Source organism: Archaeoglobus sp. UBA230, assembly GCA_002507545.1.
In the GTDB taxonomy this organism is placed as follows: Archaea; Halobacteriota; Archaeoglobi; order Archaeoglobales; family Archaeoglobaceae; genus Archaeoglobus.
This window is the reverse complement of record DAVR01000043.1, coordinates 1-15,460: the sequence shown is the minus strand read 5'-3', so window position 1 is coordinate 15,460 and position 15,460 is coordinate 1. Positions and strand designations below refer to the sequence as shown.

The 15,460-nt window shown below is 44.4% G+C and carries 24 protein-coding genes; 13 read left to right on the top strand and 11 right to left on the bottom strand.

All coding sequences use genetic code 11. The features are described 5' to 3' along the window. The first annotated feature begins 98 nt into the window (after window positions 1-98). Both BP688_RS12190 and BP688_RS12185 read left to right on the top strand, forming a co-directional pair. Entirely contained in the window at window positions 99-368 is a 270-nt protein-coding gene (locus BP688_RS12190) for a hypothetical protein (RefSeq protein ID WP_290623358.1), read from the top strand. A 30-nt stretch (window positions 369-398) separates the two neighbouring features. Then, on the top strand, window positions 399-569 hold the full coding sequence (locus BP688_RS12185) for a hypothetical protein (protein ID WP_290597234.1): 171 nt from the start codon (window positions 399-401) through the stop codon (window positions 567-569). Here BP688_RS12185 and BP688_RS12180 read toward each other — a convergent pair. After that, a complete protein-coding gene (locus BP688_RS12180; RefSeq protein ID WP_290597237.1) occupies window positions 553-738 on the bottom strand; it encodes a hypothetical protein in 186 nt (61 codons plus the stop codon). The two genes, BP688_RS12185 and BP688_RS12180, sit on opposite strands and share 17 nt — an antisense overlap. On the opposite strand from BP688_RS12180, the gene BP688_RS12175 reads away from it, so the two are divergent. From BP688_RS12175 to BP688_RS12165, 3 genes are all read left to right on the top strand, one after another. Continuing rightward, entirely contained in the window at window positions 653-1,144 is a 492-nt protein-coding gene (locus BP688_RS12175; protein WP_290597236.1) for a stage II sporulation protein M, read from the top strand. The genes BP688_RS12180 and BP688_RS12175 overlap by 86 nt on opposite strands. Window positions 1,145-1,166: 22 nt before the next feature. Further along, a complete protein-coding gene (locus BP688_RS12170) occupies window positions 1,167-1,388 on the top strand; it encodes an antitoxin family protein (RefSeq protein ID WP_290597233.1) in 222 nt (73 codons plus the stop codon). Window positions 1,389-1,463: 75 nt separating this feature from the next. After that, window positions 1,464-1,721 carry a PIN domain-containing protein gene (locus BP688_RS12165; RefSeq protein ID WP_290597232.1) on the top strand — a complete coding sequence of 86 codons (258 nt, stop codon included), beginning with the start codon at window positions 1,464-1,466 and terminating at the stop codon, window positions 1,719-1,721. Window positions 1,722-1,894: 173 nt separating this feature from the next. Here the strand turns inward: BP688_RS12165 and BP688_RS12160 are convergent, their stop codons facing one another. Then, window positions 1,895-2,542 (bottom strand): Yip1 family protein, encoded by a 648-nt coding sequence (locus BP688_RS12160; RefSeq protein WP_290623359.1) that lies wholly within the window; start codon window positions 2,540-2,542, stop codon window positions 1,895-1,897. A gap of 110 nt (window positions 2,543-2,652) precedes the next feature. Here BP688_RS12160 and BP688_RS12155 point away from each other — a divergent pair, with 110 nt between their 5' ends. The 8 genes from BP688_RS12155 (at window position 2,653) to BP688_RS12120 (ending at window position 6,293) form a co-directional block, all read left to right on the top strand. After that, window positions 2,653-2,919, top strand: coding sequence for a hypothetical protein (locus BP688_RS12155; RefSeq protein WP_290597230.1), 267 nt, complete (start codon window positions 2,653-2,655; stop codon window positions 2,917-2,919). 227 nt (window positions 2,920-3,146) lie between these two features. Beyond that, entirely contained in the window at window positions 3,147-3,659 is a 513-nt protein-coding gene (locus tag BP688_RS12150) for a stage II sporulation protein M (protein ID WP_290623360.1), read from the top strand. A gap of 22 nt (window positions 3,660-3,681) precedes the next feature. Further along, entirely contained in the window at window positions 3,682-3,882 is a 201-nt protein-coding gene (locus BP688_RS12145) for an antitoxin family protein (protein ID WP_290623361.1), read from the top strand. Beyond that, entirely contained in the window at window positions 3,879-4,322 is a 444-nt protein-coding gene (locus tag BP688_RS12140; protein WP_290623363.1) for a type II toxin-antitoxin system VapC family toxin, read from the top strand. The genes BP688_RS12145 and BP688_RS12140 overlap by 4 nt, the downstream gene beginning before the upstream one ends. Window positions 4,323-4,529: 207 nt before the next feature. After that, entirely contained in the window at window positions 4,530-4,811 is a 282-nt protein-coding gene (locus tag BP688_RS12135) for a hypothetical protein (RefSeq protein ID WP_290623365.1), read from the top strand. Window positions 4,812-4,845: 34 nt separating this feature from the next. Next, on the top strand, window positions 4,846-5,418 hold the full coding sequence (locus BP688_RS12130; protein WP_290623367.1) for a hypothetical protein: 573 nt from the start codon (window positions 4,846-4,848) through the stop codon (window positions 5,416-5,418). Between the two features lie 2 nt (window positions 5,419-5,420). Next, window positions 5,421-5,948, top strand: coding sequence for a stage II sporulation protein M (locus BP688_RS12125; RefSeq protein ID WP_290623368.1), 528 nt, complete (start codon window positions 5,421-5,423; stop codon window positions 5,946-5,948). A 75-nt stretch (window positions 5,949-6,023) separates the two neighbouring features. Further along, entirely contained in the window at window positions 6,024-6,293 is a 270-nt protein-coding gene (locus BP688_RS12120) for a hypothetical protein (protein ID WP_290596917.1), read from the top strand. On the opposite strand, the gene BP688_RS12115 is transcribed toward BP688_RS12120, so the two are convergent. The 9 genes from BP688_RS12115 to BP688_RS12075 all read right to left on the bottom strand — a co-directional run. Continuing rightward, window positions 6,290-6,802: a tRNA (cytidine(56)-2'-O)-methyltransferase gene (locus BP688_RS12115; protein ID WP_290596918.1), complete on the bottom strand. Its 513-nt coding sequence runs from the start codon at window positions 6,800-6,802 to the stop codon at window positions 6,290-6,292. The genes BP688_RS12120 and BP688_RS12115 overlap by 4 nt on opposite strands. Window positions 6,803-6,815: 13 nt before the next feature. Then, window positions 6,816-7,655, bottom strand: a complete 840-nt coding sequence (locus tag BP688_RS12110) for a thiamine pyrophosphate-dependent enzyme (RefSeq protein WP_290624681.1) — start codon at window positions 7,653-7,655, stop codon at window positions 6,816-6,818. Further along, on the bottom strand, window positions 7,589-9,217 hold the full coding sequence (locus tag BP688_RS12105) for a 2-oxoacid:acceptor oxidoreductase subunit alpha (protein WP_290596920.1): 1,629 nt from the start codon (window positions 9,215-9,217) through the stop codon (window positions 7,589-7,591). The genes BP688_RS12110 and BP688_RS12105 overlap by 67 nt, the downstream gene beginning before the upstream one ends. 37 nt (window positions 9,218-9,254) lie before the next feature. Next, complete coding sequence (locus BP688_RS12100; RefSeq protein WP_290596921.1) at window positions 9,255-10,142, bottom strand: diacylglycerol kinase family protein; 888 nt, start codon at window positions 10,140-10,142, stop codon at window positions 9,255-9,257. Window positions 10,143-10,195: 53 nt separating this feature from the next. Beyond that, window positions 10,196-10,651: a Zn-ribbon domain-containing OB-fold protein gene (locus BP688_RS12095; protein ID WP_290596922.1), complete on the bottom strand. Its 456-nt coding sequence runs from the start codon at window positions 10,649-10,651 to the stop codon at window positions 10,196-10,198. Window positions 10,652-10,655: 4 nt separating this feature from the next. Continuing rightward, window positions 10,656-11,813 (bottom strand): thiolase family protein, encoded by a 1,158-nt coding sequence (locus tag BP688_RS12090; RefSeq protein ID WP_290596923.1) that lies wholly within the window; start codon window positions 11,811-11,813, stop codon window positions 10,656-10,658. A 1-nt stretch (window position 11,814) separates the two neighbouring features. Further along, the gene (locus tag BP688_RS12085) at window positions 11,815-12,882 is read right to left on the bottom strand and encodes a thiolase family protein (RefSeq protein WP_290623372.1); all 1,068 of its coding nucleotides are present in this window, start codon (window positions 12,880-12,882) and stop codon (window positions 11,815-11,817) included. A 4-nt stretch (window positions 12,883-12,886) separates the two neighbouring features. Further along, window positions 12,887-14,707 (bottom strand): AMP-dependent synthetase/ligase, encoded by a 1,821-nt coding sequence (locus BP688_RS12080; protein WP_290623374.1) that lies wholly within the window; start codon window positions 14,705-14,707, stop codon window positions 12,887-12,889. A 4-nt stretch (window positions 14,708-14,711) separates the two neighbouring features. Next, the coding region (locus BP688_RS12075; protein ID WP_290623376.1) for an acyl-CoA dehydrogenase family protein at window positions 14,712-15,460 on the bottom strand (749 nt) is incomplete at its 5' end.

Genomic DNA, 15,460 nt, shown 5'->3' with positions numbered 1-15,460 from the left:
GTATGACATATTAAAGCTCTACTCAATTCTATCAATACAAAAATTTTAAAAGTTATGAGCTATCAGAATACAATGATATTGGTTATCGAGGTGGTAGGGTGTATACTGTGAGAAACTGGAATGAGGAAGTAATGAAGTGGCTGGCTGTGGCGATGTGTCTGGCGATGATGGGGATGGCTGTGATGCCTGCTGTGGGTGTTGGAGATGCCTCGTATGTGTTGTACAAAGCAGGATATGTAAGTACTGCTGGATGGGAAGCTGCACAGACAACTGCTGCTTCATGGGGGCTGATAGGCTCTGGTGTTGCAGTATTTAATCCTGCAGTAGGTGGCTCAATACTGATAGGCGCAGGAGTTGGTTTATTCTAATTAACTTTTTAATTTTTTGAGGTGAAATAAATGGACGTCATCCTTAAAGGGGACAAAGCTCTACTGGGTGGAATTTTATATCTAATTTGTGGTACAATGTTGGTTAAGTATGGAGAGAAATCTGAAAGAGTTAGATATATCTCTGCTGCCATAGCCGTAGTTTCAACTCTGCTAATCTTAGATCTCAACCTAAGATTGTAGTTTTGTAGAGTATGAATTCCAGAAAATGTTTAAAATTAATTTTCTTATCTTTCATAATATTTTTGCTTGGTTTTATAGCAGGGATATTTCTACCTGTCGGATCGGGATTTAATGATACGGCTTCATGCAGAGATGAATCTTCATTAAATGAGGATATGTACTTTTTCATATCTAATAATGTCAGAGTAATATTTATAGCGTTACTTGGATCAGTAACATTTGGTACAACTAGTTTGACAAATTTAATTTTAAATGGTACTTTCATGGGGGTTGTACTCAGAAATGCTATTGAAAACGGGGCCTCAATAACCGATATTCTACCCCTAATCCTTCCCCACGCCATACTCGAAATCCCCGCCATAATCATCGCTGGAGCTGCCGGTTTTAAAATCCCCTACGAGATACTCCGCTACTTAGCCGGCAAAAAAGTGCAAATCTTAACTCAAGAAGACATCAGGGAGTATCTAACCCTCGCTCTAATCTCAATCATCTTAATCGTAATAGCGGCATGGATAGAATCTAACGTAACTTTAAAGATTGCCAAATCCATGCTGAATTCGACGAAAGATATTTGAAGATTTGATGGAAAGAGGTTGTATGGAAAAAGTTGTAGAAGTCATATATGAGAACGGGGTATTTAAACCCATAAAAAAGGTAGCTTTACCGGAAAAGACACGGGGGAAGGTAATCGTAGAGGAAAAGTTGGTGGGGGATATTGAAGAAGTTTCGAGAAAGATTGATGAAGTTTTAAAAGAAACCAGGATTGATGAAGATCCTTTAGAAGTTCTGCTCGAAATGAGAAAGAGACCATGGGATTGACGATCGATACATCCATTTTAGTTGACCTCTTCACGAAAAGGCATCCTGAAAGATACGAGAAATCCAGAGGGGTTGTTGAAGGCAGCTAGAGGTAAATCAGTGTACTGTCCAAAGTTAATTTTAGCAGAAACACTCTGCGTTCTCGTTAGGTATAGTGTCAAATTGGCAGATCTCGGTTATAATTTCGTTCTCAAAAATTTTAATTTACTCAAAGAAGATGAAATATTCGATGTGGTTCTCGAAATTTGTAAAAATACAGGATCGAGAGCAGCCGATGCTTATTTCATAGCAACGGCAAAGCTCACGAACTTCCATTCTGATAACAAACGATAGGGTAATGGCTTATAACGCCAAAAAGTATGGAATCGAGGCTTATTACTTGATTGAAGAGTTTGATAAAGCAGTAGAACGGTTAAACGAAATAAGATAGTTAGTAGAAGAGCTCTCGGTTCAGGAAAGTGGATAGAAGGAGTTGTAAGCTCCGCAACCAAAAGATAGTTAAAAATTTACAACAGCTTTAAAATTGACCAAAGCTGGTAAACCCCAAACAGCGCAGTCGGAATTAAAGCGCAGATGAATGCTTGCCTCAACTCCAGCCCCCTTGCATGCTTCACAGCAAAAGTCCAGATTGTAAGAGACCATGCTGTTATGGCGAGGTTGATTACAATATTTGAGTAAATGATCTCTGCTGGTACCAGCATGAGAACAACTTCTCTAACCAAATTTGGATCCTGTTGCAATGATAAAATATCAATTTTCGGTATTTTTGCTTTTAAAATGTGATTGATCAACATTGGAACGGTTATGGCCGATCCAACGAGGGATGGGATAAATCCATAACCAACGAATTCAAAGGTTCTTCTGAAATTCCCTTCCCCGTCAAAGAATGCAGATAATCCGTGCATGACAACTGCAGTTATCAGCCAAATAGCAAACATTCCGAGAAAGCTCCCAGCAATGCCGATGTAGCCACCAATTTTGAAAAACACCTCCAATTTCTCTGGTATAGCCTCTGAAAGCTTTGTTATGAACATATACTGGTTCAAAGCTACCAATATTGCCAAGAGCAACACGATTAAAGCCGGTTTGCTTAGCTTAACCTCGTGATTTTTCATTTCAGCGAAAAATCCATCCGGGTCATTAATAAGTTTCATGATGTCAAGTGTGTATGACATATTAAAGCTTTACTCAATTCTATCAATACAAAAATTTTAAAAGTTATGAGCTATCAGAATACAATGATATTGGTTGTCGAGGTGATAGTGTGTACGAGATTAAGGGCTGGAGTGAAGAAGCTGTGAAATGGCTGGCTGTTGGTATGTGTGTGGCGATGTTAGCAATGGCTCTGACGCCTTTGAGTGTTGGAAATGCTGTGTGGTATTATACTCAAAGTGACACAATGGGCGCTGCAGCTATGGGCGGCTCTGCGGCTATCATTGCTGCAGGCATCAGCTCTGCAGAACTTGCTGGGCTTGCATTGGCTGGAGCGGTGGCAGGCGGCATCGGCGCTGCCATAGTTATTGGGCTCTGAAACACTATGATGGCGAGTAAAAAATCTTATATTATACTTTATTTTTTCTCTGTATTAATCTCGATTGTAGTGTTTTTATCTATGACTCGCCTGATGGGACTCTCTTTAAAGGACTTTGCACTTGTTGCCGAAATAACACTACTTTCTGGTTACATCTCCTTTGGGGTAGGTATTGTGATGTATCTTATAAAGGCGAGATATTTTAAAAAAACATCCTATTAATACTCTTGGCATCTTTTTCTGCATACGCCTGCGGTGTGGTGTTTGGAAAGTTATATCCTGATCCACAGTTTAATTTGATTATGGGGGAAAGTTTAGTCACAATAAAAGCACCAAGTATATACAATCTGCTTACAAACAATCTTGGATTAATCTTTATTATGGTTGCTGGAAGTTTCTGTTTTAGTGCTATAACAATCAAAAACCTCTTTCTAAATGGATATATAACAGGAAGTGTACTTTCCACCAATCTTAAGTTAATGTTGGCTTTGTTTGTTCCTCACGCCATACTCGAAATCCCCGCAATAATCATCGCTGGAGCTGCAGGCTTCAAAATCCCCTACGAGATACTCCGCTACTTAGCCGGCAAAAAAGAGCAAATCTTAACTCAAGAAGACATCAGGGAGTATCTAACCCTCGCTCTAATCTCAGTCATCTTAGTCGTAATAGCGGCATGGATTGAAGCCAATATTACGCTGGAAATAGCCAAGGCTATGCTAAGTTCAACAAAAAGTATTTGAAAATTTGAGGTGATTTATGAACATGGATAAGGTGGTCGAGGCAATATATGAAAAAGGAGTTCTTAAACCTCTCAAAAAAATAGATTTAGTGGATGGTGAAATTGTGGAGATTGAAATAAAAAAGAAAAAGAAAACTTCAAAAGGTTTAGCGAACTTACTTGAAGGATATGTGGTTAAGTCGGACTTAGACCTCACTAGAATGCTTATAGAGGAAAGACGATGATCGTTTTGGACACCTCTATTTTTACAGATTATTTGATTCTCTTTGAAGAAGATAGACACCGTAAAGCGAGAGAAGTTTTCAATGAAATGTCTAAAAGCGATTTTATACTCTACGAACCCTTTTTATTTGAAATTGAACTCACAGGAATTCTCAGCAGAAAATACAGTAAAGAGAGAATAACTGAAATTTTGGAAAGGATAAAGAACAAGATCGAGGTCGTGGATGAAGTAGACCTCCATGAGATTTCCCTAAGCGTTGCTATGGAGACACACTGTAGAGCTATTGATTCATACTTTGTGGCAACGGCAAAGCTCACCAACTCCATTCTGATAACAAACGATAGGGTAATGGCTTATAACGCCAAAAAGTATGGAATCGAAGCTTATTACTTGCTTGAAGAGTTTGATAAAGCGGTGGAACGGTTAAAAGAAATAAGATAGTTGCTGACAGCAGCAAACGCCCCAACAAAGCTCCCAACAATGCCGATGTAGCCACCAATTTTGAAAAACCGATCCATCCGGACATCATGGTTTCATGATGTCAAGTGTGTATGACATATTAAAGCTTTACTCAATTCTATCAATACAAAAATTTTAAAAGTTATGAGCTATCATGAAACAATTGACATAAGTTGGTGAGGTGGTAGGGTGTATACTGTGAGAAACTGGAATGAGGAAGTAATGAAGTGGCTGGCTGTGGCGATGTGTCTGGCGATGATGGGGATGGCTGTGATGCCTGCTGTGGGTGTTGGAGATGCATGGGCTGTAGGCGGTTATTTGCTTGAGAAAAATAGTGCCAATTGGAATGCCGAGGCTGGACTTGGGTGGAGTGTTTCAGGTTTGATAGTTTCATCATTGTACGGTGCCGCAGTTGGGGCAGCATTTGGAGCTGCACCTGGAGCGATAGTTGGCTTTGGTATAGGGCTCTAATTTTCTGTTTTTTAATTTTTGGAAGGTGGCGTGTATGAGAGCGAGGTTAATAACTGCATTAACACTTATCTTTTTTGGACTCTTACTCTTGACCATCACTCCTAAACAATTCAGCACATTGGTGCACAATGTCATCTATTTCTGTTGTGGTGGAGCATTTGGCGTTGGCACATATCTGCTAAGTTTTAAAGCTGAAAAATTAAGAAAATTTAGCCCTGAAAGACTGCCAGTAGAGTTTTTAAAACTCGTGCTCACGTTTGTAATCCTACTCAGTCCCGTGTATGTTATACCTCTCTATTATACTTACATGTACGATAACTTTACTTTGCTCCTAATGTATATCTCTGGAACGCTGACAAGCAGTGGGTTTTCTATCCTGATATCGGTGCGGCAAGAAAAAGAGATTTTAGAACCAACAAACGAATTTAAGTTAGTTATAAAATATTTAATTATTCTCATAACTTCTGTTACACTATTTATAATTGGGGGCATGATTGCGTATACATTCTATTCCACTAACTTGGTAATTTTAGGGTTAGTACTGATTTTCTGTGGTTTAGTATTCCTGTTCTATGCTATAAAAACAAAGAATACTGTAGAGATATGAAAATGAAGAAATTAATACTTATTTCTATTATAATTTATTTGGCAGGTTTCATAGCGGGTTACTCCCTTGAACCCATTGGAAGACAGAACTATAAGCAGTACATAGTGAAAAATGATCCGACTTACAGCAAGATTGTAAAAAATAACCTATATGTGATTACATGCGAGATGTTTGGAGGTACCACTCTTTTACCCTTAGTATATTCACTGTTTTTTAGTGGATTTGCTTTAGGGCTAATCCTAAAAAACTTATCAGTAGTAGGATTAAACTTAAAGAACTGTCTTCTTCTGACTCTTTCTCATGGAATCTTCGAAATCCCCGCAATAATCATCGCTGGAGCTGCAGGCTTCAAAATCCCCTACGAGATACTCCGCTACTTAGCCGGCAAAAAAGAGCAAATCTTAACTCAAGAAGACATCAGGGAGTATCTAACCCTCGCTCTAATCTCAATCATCTTAATCGTAATAGCGGCATGGATTGAAGCCAATATTACGCTGGAAATAGCCAAGGCTATGCTAAATTCCAGTTAATGATTTACTCTTCTTGGTGATATTATGAATCATCAAAAACCCAAGATTTAAATTCTCCCTATCAAAGCTCTCTTCGTGAAATTCAGGATCGAAGATTTTGAAGAATGGCTCAGGGAGAGAGGATACGACCTGATGATGGGTGAGGAAAACTTCAGGCTCTATCTGAATCTCGGTTTTTCTTCTCTGCTCTTCTACAACAGCAACCTGCTCTTCAGCTTCATTCTCGACAAAGTTGGTGTTAGGTCTTCTGATGGCGAAAGGGTTTCGGATAGACTCAGGTTCGAGATAGCAAAGAGGATAAGAAGACTCTCGGCTTCAAAGGATGAAATCGAGATCAAGCTTTAGTCTTCTTTACTTTCCACGATCTTGCCCCTCTCGCTCGGAATGATCCTCAGCTTGGCATCGTCAAACTGCAAGTCGAAAACCCTTTCCAGCACTCTGTCGAGGAAAACTGCTAATGCTGCAACCTCGCTGTGGGGCTGCGTGCCAATAGAAATGTTCAGATCGCAGAGCTCATAAACCTCTGGTGGAACCTTTTCCGCTCCAACAACCACAAGCACCCTGTTAGCTTTCTTTATCTCATCAATTTTCTGAGGCAATGGCAATCCGTACATCGTTAGGTGGATTTTTAGCCCTTCAAACTCCTTCAGAAGTCTTCTCCAGTTTGCCACCTCGACAAAAAAATCACCGCCCCATCTTTCAACAACATCTTTCACACTTTCAAAAACCGATTTATCCTCCTTGTCGAAGTATATACCCTTAGCCCCGAAAGCTCTCGCTGTGAGGGCAACATGGGTCGAAATCCTTTTGTCTCTCTCAGGTCTGTGACCGAGTCTGAGAACGTAAACCTCCATCTTTTCTCCCCACTTAGACTCTTTGTTGACTGTAAATTCTGTCAATGGTATTCTCAAACGTCTCTTCTTCTTTCCGGTAGAATATTCCACATGCTCTCGGATCGCTGCAAAGCTTCAGGGCTTCATCCACACTCTCAGCTATCTCAACCTCATGAATTTCATCCTTCAGATACCAGAAATCGTTAAAACTCACACAAGGCTGTAATATTTCAACGAAAGAGAATCCTCTGTGCTTTATTGCCGAGTACATTATCTCTACAAGCTGGGAGTGTTTTCCGGCGAAAACCCTTGCAACAAACGTGGCACCGCTCACCAGCATGAGCGAACATGGGTTGAGAGGTTTTTCGGGGTTGCCGTAGGGTGTGGACTTTCCTTTCGCTCCTTTTGGACTTGTTGCTGTAACCTGACCTGTTGTAAGCCCGAAAACACCATTGTTGTGCAGAAAAATCGCTATATCAGTGTTCCTTCTTGCAGCATGCACCAGATGCTCAACACCCTCGCTCAAACCGTCTCCATCTCCAACGAACCCCACGGAAATCAGTTTCGGGTTTGCAAGCTTGAGACCGGTTAAAAAAGGAGGGACTCTACCGTGAATCACGTGAAAGCTTGGCAGAGTGAGGTAATCAACGATCTTTCCGTGACAGCCTATTCCCGATGATACAACGATATTCCCCTTCCCTATCCCCTCCTCAATCAGCCTTTTAACGACCTTTTCAAAGGCTCTCAGTATCGCGAAGTTTCCACAGCCAGGGCACCAAGAAACTCTCACACCGGTTCTGACGGAGATCAATCTCTCACCTCCTTCGTCAGGGCATGTTTTACCTCCTCTGGCGTGAAGGGTCTTCCATCCCATCTTAGAATCCTTCTGACCCTCACCCCAGTCCCTTTCTCAATCATCTCTGCAAGCAAACCAGTGTAGTTGCACTCAACGCACATAACTTCTCCCTTAAACTTCGGTAGAATCAGTGGGCGGAGAAACCTTATTCCTACAACCGAGTAGCCAAGCTCTTCTGCTGCTTCAATCACAGCTCCAAAATTCGATCCCCAGGTGACGACAATGTCCTTTCCCTTTCCGGCGAAAATGTAGGGATTCAGCCTCTCAACCTTCTTCTTTATCGCCTTTTCCTTCCTCATTCTCTTCGCGTACATTCTCCTCGCCACATCTGCATCATCAATCGTTATTCCGAACTCGTCGTGCTCATTGCTGTTCGCCTTTACCACTGCTGGGGGAATCGCATACCTCGATATGCCGCTATTGGTAATCTCATATCTCGGAAAAATCTCATCCGTCTCGGAATTGAAGATTTCAATCTCTTCCATACCTTCATCTTCATCAAATTCGACTGACTCGTAACTTTCGGTCAGGTGCTTCTCGGTAAGCAAAATTGCAGGCGTCTGGAAACACCAAGCCAGGTTGAGAAGCGTAGCTGAGAGTGAGAAGGCATCACCTATTGTCAGCGGTGAGGCGACGATAAGTGGAAACTCTCCGTGAGCCGGATTCAGCGCAAAATACAAGTCCTCCTGAGCCGTAAAGGTCGCCATACCTGTTGAAGGTCCACTTCTCTGAGCCAGCACAATCAGCAGCGGAATCTCAGCCATCCCGGCAAGGCTTATACTTTCGCTCATCAGTGCAAAACCTCCTCCACTCGTGCCTACAGCACTCCTTTTTCCAGCAAAAGCACTCCCAATTGCCATCATAATCGCAGCAATTTCGTTTTCAGGTTGCACCGCTATAATCAGCTTACTCTTTGCGAGAAAGTGAAGAATGGGTGAGGCAGGAGTCATGGGATAGGCATAGTAGTGGCTCAGTCCAGCACTCACCATCCCCATCGCAATTGCCTCACTTCCCGAAACGACTCTTCTCCTACCATCTCCTGATACATTTGGGAGGTTTAAAACCCTCTTGTAGTTTTCCATTGAGTGCTCATACGCCTTCTTCGCAATTTCCACATCTTTTTCGGCTTTGTCACCGTATTTGGCTACAAAGGTTCTTGCAAGTTCCTCAAAATCTATTCCGAGTATGTAGCATAATGCTCCAAGAGCTGCAGCATTTCGAAAAAGCTTTGGCATCCCTGCTTCTCTGACAATTTCCAGCATAGGCACTGAAAAGGAAGGTTGAAAGTCACACTCAAATTTTGAGTCATGAATAAGAAAACCTCTCAACCTCTGTTTGTGAATATCTATTACGTAATCCTCCAGACATATCATTGCGTCATAATAGTAGCGATGAGAGTGAATTCTTTTATCAGAGCATCTCACAACACTCGCGTTATGGCCTCCCCTGATGAGAGACTCGTATTCCTGATAAACAAAAACACTGTATCCTATATTCGAAAGGAGCTCTGCCAGAATCTCCCCTGCCTCCTTTACCCCATCTCCTGCCGCCCCCGCTATGCAGAAGTTGAAATCGAGCATATTGAGAGAAAAGAGCGGTGCTTTATAACGCTTACTTTCACTTTAGCACTTTCACAGCACTCTCAACGACCCTCACTTCAGCATATCCCTCTCCGATCGGATTTCCGTCGCATGAGATAACCTCATTCGCCCAAATTCTTACAATTTCGTCGTCGAAGCTTATCGTGTTCGTGACAATGGGCTCCAGTTGCATTACATCCTCTTTCGTGTATGTTGAAACTACTATCCCCTCACTGATGCATGCAACAACGGCTTTGAATCCGAGAAAAGCTGAAAGTGATGCACCACCAGCAATACCCTTCCCAAGAAATCTTGTATCACTCAGAGCAACAAATATGTTACCGAAAAAACCCTCAATAATCCTTCCTCCGACCTCAACCCTCGCTTTGAATTTCCTTGGTGGTGTCACAACCTTCTTTCCTTTCATGAATTCTCTGGCATCAACCTGCACACTCCTCCCACCAACCGTTGACAGTATTGTGGAACCAACAACGACATCGTTGAAGGCTATTCTCTTTTCGTCTCCTATCACAACCTCCAAACCCCTCATTTTGACCTCTCTTAGATTTTTTGGGTCGAAATCCTTAGGAGCCAAGACGGGACTGACATTCGTCGTCCCGATTCCGATACAGAGTAATGGTTTTTTCGGCCTTGCAGAAGCAGCATCGCTCATCGTTCCATCACCGCCAAAAATTACAATTAGATCAACGATCGGATCAAGCTTTCTGACAAGATTTAACGTATCCTCTCTCGTTCCTTTGGTGGGTAAGTCAACGACCCTCGCCTCAACCCCTACGGTCTTGGCTATCGTCTTTGAGGTGTAAACCTCTCCAGAAAGCTTTTTCAGAGTATTACGAATAAGCTCAATTTTTTCTCCATTCAGCCCTCCACCGGCCAAAGGGTTTACAACCAAACCGAGCCTCAACGTTTAATCTATTTGACACCTTCTTATGGCTTTTGCGGTGAAAAATAAAAATATCAGTCTAATGGCCTGAAATACTCTATGTCCGTAATCTTCCCCTCCCTCTCCTCCTTCCACACCGCTTTAACTCTCGTTCCCGGCTTAAAGGTCTCATGAACCTTTCGCCAGTCTGAAAGGTCTATTCCGCCGAGGAAGCAGAGCATGCCTGTATCAGCCCCATCAAGCTTCACAACCCCCACGGCGTAAGGGGGGTCTGGAAGACCAGTGAACTTCATGTAGGTCACTGTTAAAGTTTTAACCACCCCTTCGTCACTCACCTCAACCCACTCCGAAGTCTCAGTATGACACCTCTCGCAGAAGGCTCTTGGGGGGACAAGGACCCTTCCGCACTTCTCACATCTGACTCCAAGAATCTTTCCCTCCTTTAACCCCTCAAAGAACTTCGTTGCATGCAAACCGGCAGAATGCTTGAAAGGAATCTTCCACCACACCTCAAACTCCTTAACCTCCATAACATCACCCCAGCTTTTTCTTTGATGATAGCACGGCAAGGGTGTGAAACTGTAACGTTCCACCCCACGCATGACTTAACGCTACTTCAGCACCGTCAACCTGATTTTCGGCTTCTCCCATCACCTGAAGTGCTGCTTCGCCAAACCTCACCAACCCTGTAGCACCTATCGGATTGGTGCACAGCACACCTCCCGAGGGATTGGTTGGAATGTCTCCATCCATAAAAGTTACACCCTCTCTCGCGAACTCCTTTCCCATCCCCTTCTCGGCAAATCCAAGAGCTTCCAACTCTAAAATCTCCTGAATCGTGAAGGGTGAGTACAGCTCTGCCACATCAATGTCCTTTCCCGGATTCTCTATACCTGCATCTCTAAAAAGTCTCCTTCCAGCGATGGCTAAGGAATCCCACTCCGCAAAGCTCAACCTGTCACCGAGGTAGTAGCTGTCACTGATTGTGGTTTCTGCAACCACCCATGCGGGATTGTCCCTGATCTTCCTTGCCAAATCCTCGGAGGCAAAAATCACAGCAGCAGCCCCATCACTCCTTGGACAACACTCCAGAAGCTTCAGTGGGGAACAGACAACCCTACTGTTGAGAACGTCATCAACACTCACATCCATTTTGATGTGCGCGTATGGGTTTTTCAGTGCATTTTTGTGATCCTTAACGCTCACCCAAGCTAAATCTTCTTCCGTAGCGTTGTACTTTGCCATGTAGGCAGTAGCTTGGAAGGAAGCTACGTGTATGGCTCCTAATCCGGAGTATCTCTCGTATATCGGATCAACAGCGGTATTCAGGACTGGTTGAGCGTCCACACACTCTCCAACCCTCTGAACGCACACTGCCATGACCAAATCGAACAGGCCACTGGCTACATGCTCGTAAGCTGCCAAGGCTGTGGTCATTCCTGTCGTCCCACCCGTGGAGATTTTCATTATCGGCTTTTCCAGACCGCAAGCCGTGGAATCCCATCTTTCAGGACAGTAAATACCATCAAAGGGGTCCATAGACCCATAAGCTACTGCTTCTATGTCCTTCAACTCCAATCCCGCATGCTCCAATGCTGCATTAACAGCCTCAAAGGCGAGTTCTGGGTGAGTTTTATCCTTCCTCTTCGTCCTGAAAGGTGTCTGGCCGAAACCGACAACTGCAACCCTCATGCTACCCCTCCAGAATCGCAACGCAGGACTTCTGAGCGTATCCGCTCATTGACTGAGCGAGCCCGCAGTCTATCTCTCCCTTTCTGATCCTCATGGCAAGATTCGCGAGCAGAAAAACTCCTGTGGAGCCGTAGGCGTTGGTACAGAGAGCCCCTCCGGAGCTGTTCACATCTCCATTGTAATCCCATCCTCCTCCCTCTTCTGCAAATCCAAGAGCCTCCAGAATCATGCAGTGATAATCAACAGTGAGATCGCAGATTTCAAGAGCCTCCACATCTCTCCTCTCCTTTTTTGCCATTTTGAAGGCCATCTCGGCACTCTTGGTTACAAAGGGAAGTCTGTGAAATTCTCTATCAAAGTAGTAGTTCTCCACACTCCATCCCACCCCATCAAGCCACACGATTTCGTCTGCAATCCTCTTTGCTACCGTCTCCTCTGCTAAGATGAGGGCAACACACCCATCACACCATTCCGCCATCTCCAGCTTTCTTAGGGGATAGGAGACAATTTCCGAATTCAGCACATCCTCAACCTTTACCTTATCCCTTAGGAACGCTAAGGAACTCTTTGAACCCTTCTCTCTCATTCTGACAACCACTTCCGCGAGCTTTTCATCGTCAACATCGTATCTGCTTCTGTAAGCATAGCTCTGCATGGCGAAGAAGGCTGGCAGGGTGAGGTTCAGGGGGCGGTGAAAGAAAGGGTCAAGGCTCTGCAGTTCAACAAGCTCAATCGGTGTTTCGGAACTGTGGCCGAAAGCGAGAAGCATCGTTACATCCGACCTGTGTCTCAGCCTCATGTAGGCTAAAGGCAGGGCAAACAGAGCGTCATCGCTCACCCTGATTTCGTGCCTTAGATAGGCTCCAGCGGCAGGGGCGGTATACATGTTTGATATTGTTCTCCCCACTCCGAGATTGTCGTAACCGCCGAGGATGAAGCTGTCCACCTCCCTCCTCTCGATTCCTGCATCATCCAGAGCCCTTTTCGCTGCTGTGAATGCAAGGTTGTAAAAGGGCTCCTTATGGATACCAAACTCTGTAAAACCTATACCAACAATCCCAATTCTCAAAAAATCACCTCCTGTACATTTCTTCAATAAATTTCTCGTATCGCTTCAAAATCACGTGTCTTCGCTTTTTCATCGTCGGAGTGATTTCTCCCTTATCTATTGTGAAGGCTTCCGGCAGCAGTTTGAACCTCTTAATTCTCTCATGAGAGGCGAGGTTGCCGTTAACATCCTCAACGATTCTACCGTAAACCTCCAGAATCTCTGGGTTTTCCACGAGCCTCTCGTCAACCGCCACAACTTCTTCTTCCCCGGAAATACCTCTCACAGTCCTCGTCTTGGTTCTGTCGTAGTCTATCTGACCTTCTTCGGCAATATTAATCAGCATTTCAAAGTTCGGAATTATTAGGGCTGTAATGTATGGCTTCCCGTCTCCGATAATGACAACATCTGAGACAAGCGGATTTTTCAGAAGTTCCTCCTCTATGGGAATTGGAGAAACATTCTTTCCCGTGTCAAGCACTATTATGTGTTTCTTCCTTCCGAGAAAAATCAGATATCCATCCTCATCAAACTCGCCCAAATCACCCGTCTTCAACCACCCGTCGGGGGTGAAGGCATTTCTCGTTTCATCATCTTTTTTCCAGTAGCCTTTCATCACGTTGTCTCCCCTGATGAGAATCTCTCCATCCTCCGCAATCGCCTCCTCCACTCCGGGAATTGGAGGGCCTACTGTTCCGGGCTTGAACCTACCAACGGGGTTGAGATTGGAGGGTGCTGCAACTTCTGTCAGGCCATAACCCTCTATGACGGGAATGCCCATTCCGTTGAACATATAGGCAAGCTCCTTCTGGAGTTCGGCAGCAGAAGAACAGACGAACCTGATTCTCTGGAGACCCAGATTTTTTCTTATCTTACTGTAGACGAGCTTATCGGCTAAAAACCTCTTAAAGCTGAGCCATAATCCGTATCCTTCTCCCCTGCTCATTCTCCTCCCACACTCTACCGCAACATTTCTCGACCAGTAGAACAGTTTTTTAGCAAGCTTGGAGGATTTCTCGACCCTCTCAAGAATGCCCGCGTTAACCCTCTCAAGTATCCTCGGCACAACCACCAAACCGACCGGCTTTACAGCCCTTGAAGTTTCAAGAAACTGCTGAGGGGTACAGAAAACTGCCGTTGCAGCTCTTGAAACTCCAGCAAAGAAAACGAGCCTCTGGTAGACGTGACTGAGGGGAAGATAGCAGATGTGCGGTTCGCCGGGATAAAAGGGGGTGATGGACATCACAGATAAAGCATTGAATCTCCAGTTCCAGTGGGTGAGCATCGCACCTTTCGGCTCTCCTGTTGTCCCCGATGTGTAAACTATGCTCGCCACATCATCGGGCCCCACACTCCTCCACCTTTCCTCGTATTTCTCATCCGTGATCTCTCCTCCATTCAATTGGCTGATCTCATCAAGAAGGAACACCTCAACATCTTTTGGAAGGTTGTCAGCATACTTTTTCTCGGTGAAAACCAACCTGCTCTCCGAGTCCTTCAAGATATATTCAACCTGCTGCCTGTTCAGCACGCTGTGGATAGTTACAACAATCCCACCAGCAGTCAGAACCGCAAGGTCTGCTATCTCCCACTCGTATCTTGTATCCGCATAAATCGCAACCCTGTCACCCTTTCTAAGTCCAGAAGAAATCAGAACCTCTGCCAGTTCTTTAACCCTATCTCCAAACTCTCTGTAGTTGATATATTTCAACTCTCCGTCACTCCAGTATCCAATTGCTGGTATGTTTGAATGCTTAGCTACTACACCCCAGAACATCTCGCTGAGTGTCTCCCTTCGCTCAACTTTGAGTTCCTCGCCTTTAACGATTTTTCTAACCCTTGTCATGCCACTAAATTCTGTAACTCCTCGGCATTCCGAGGATGTGCTCTGCTATGTAATTCAGAGCCATCTGCTGCGTTACTGGAGCCAATCGGAGCAGATTAACCTCTCTCCACCACCTCTCAACATCATACTCCTTCGCGTAGCCGTATCCACCGAAGGTCTGCATTGCCCAGTAAACCGCCTTGAGTGAATTCTCAACCGCCACAGCCTTCGCCATGTTGGCCGCATCCCCTATTTCTCTAAAAACTGCTGCCATCTCCACCCTTTTCTTTGGGTCCTTGACGTCCTCGCTCTTAAACTTTGTATCGTAGAGCCACGCAGCCTTGTACATCATCAACCTCGCACATTCCAGTGCCGCATAAGCCTCCGCCAGAGGAAACTGCAAGCCCTGATAGCTCCCAATTGGGTCAGCAAAGACCTTCCTCTGCTTTGAATACTCAACCGCCTTGCTTATGGCAAGCTTTGCCCCACCTATGGCTCCTGCAGCAGCACTCATCCTCTCCGGATTCAGAACATCAAGCAGGAGATACCATCCCAAATCCTTCTCACCCAGAATTGCATCCTCTCCCACACGGAGATTGCTTATACTAATCTCACAGGTTTTCGAGAAGTTTATCGCGTGCTTGGGAATGGGATTCCACTTGACCGCCTCGCTGGGTAAATCCACCAGAAACAGGGTTATTCCGAGAGTTCTTCTTGGAGCCTTCTCTGGAGGTGTTGTCCTCGCAACAAGGAGCATACCCTTCGCCCTATCAG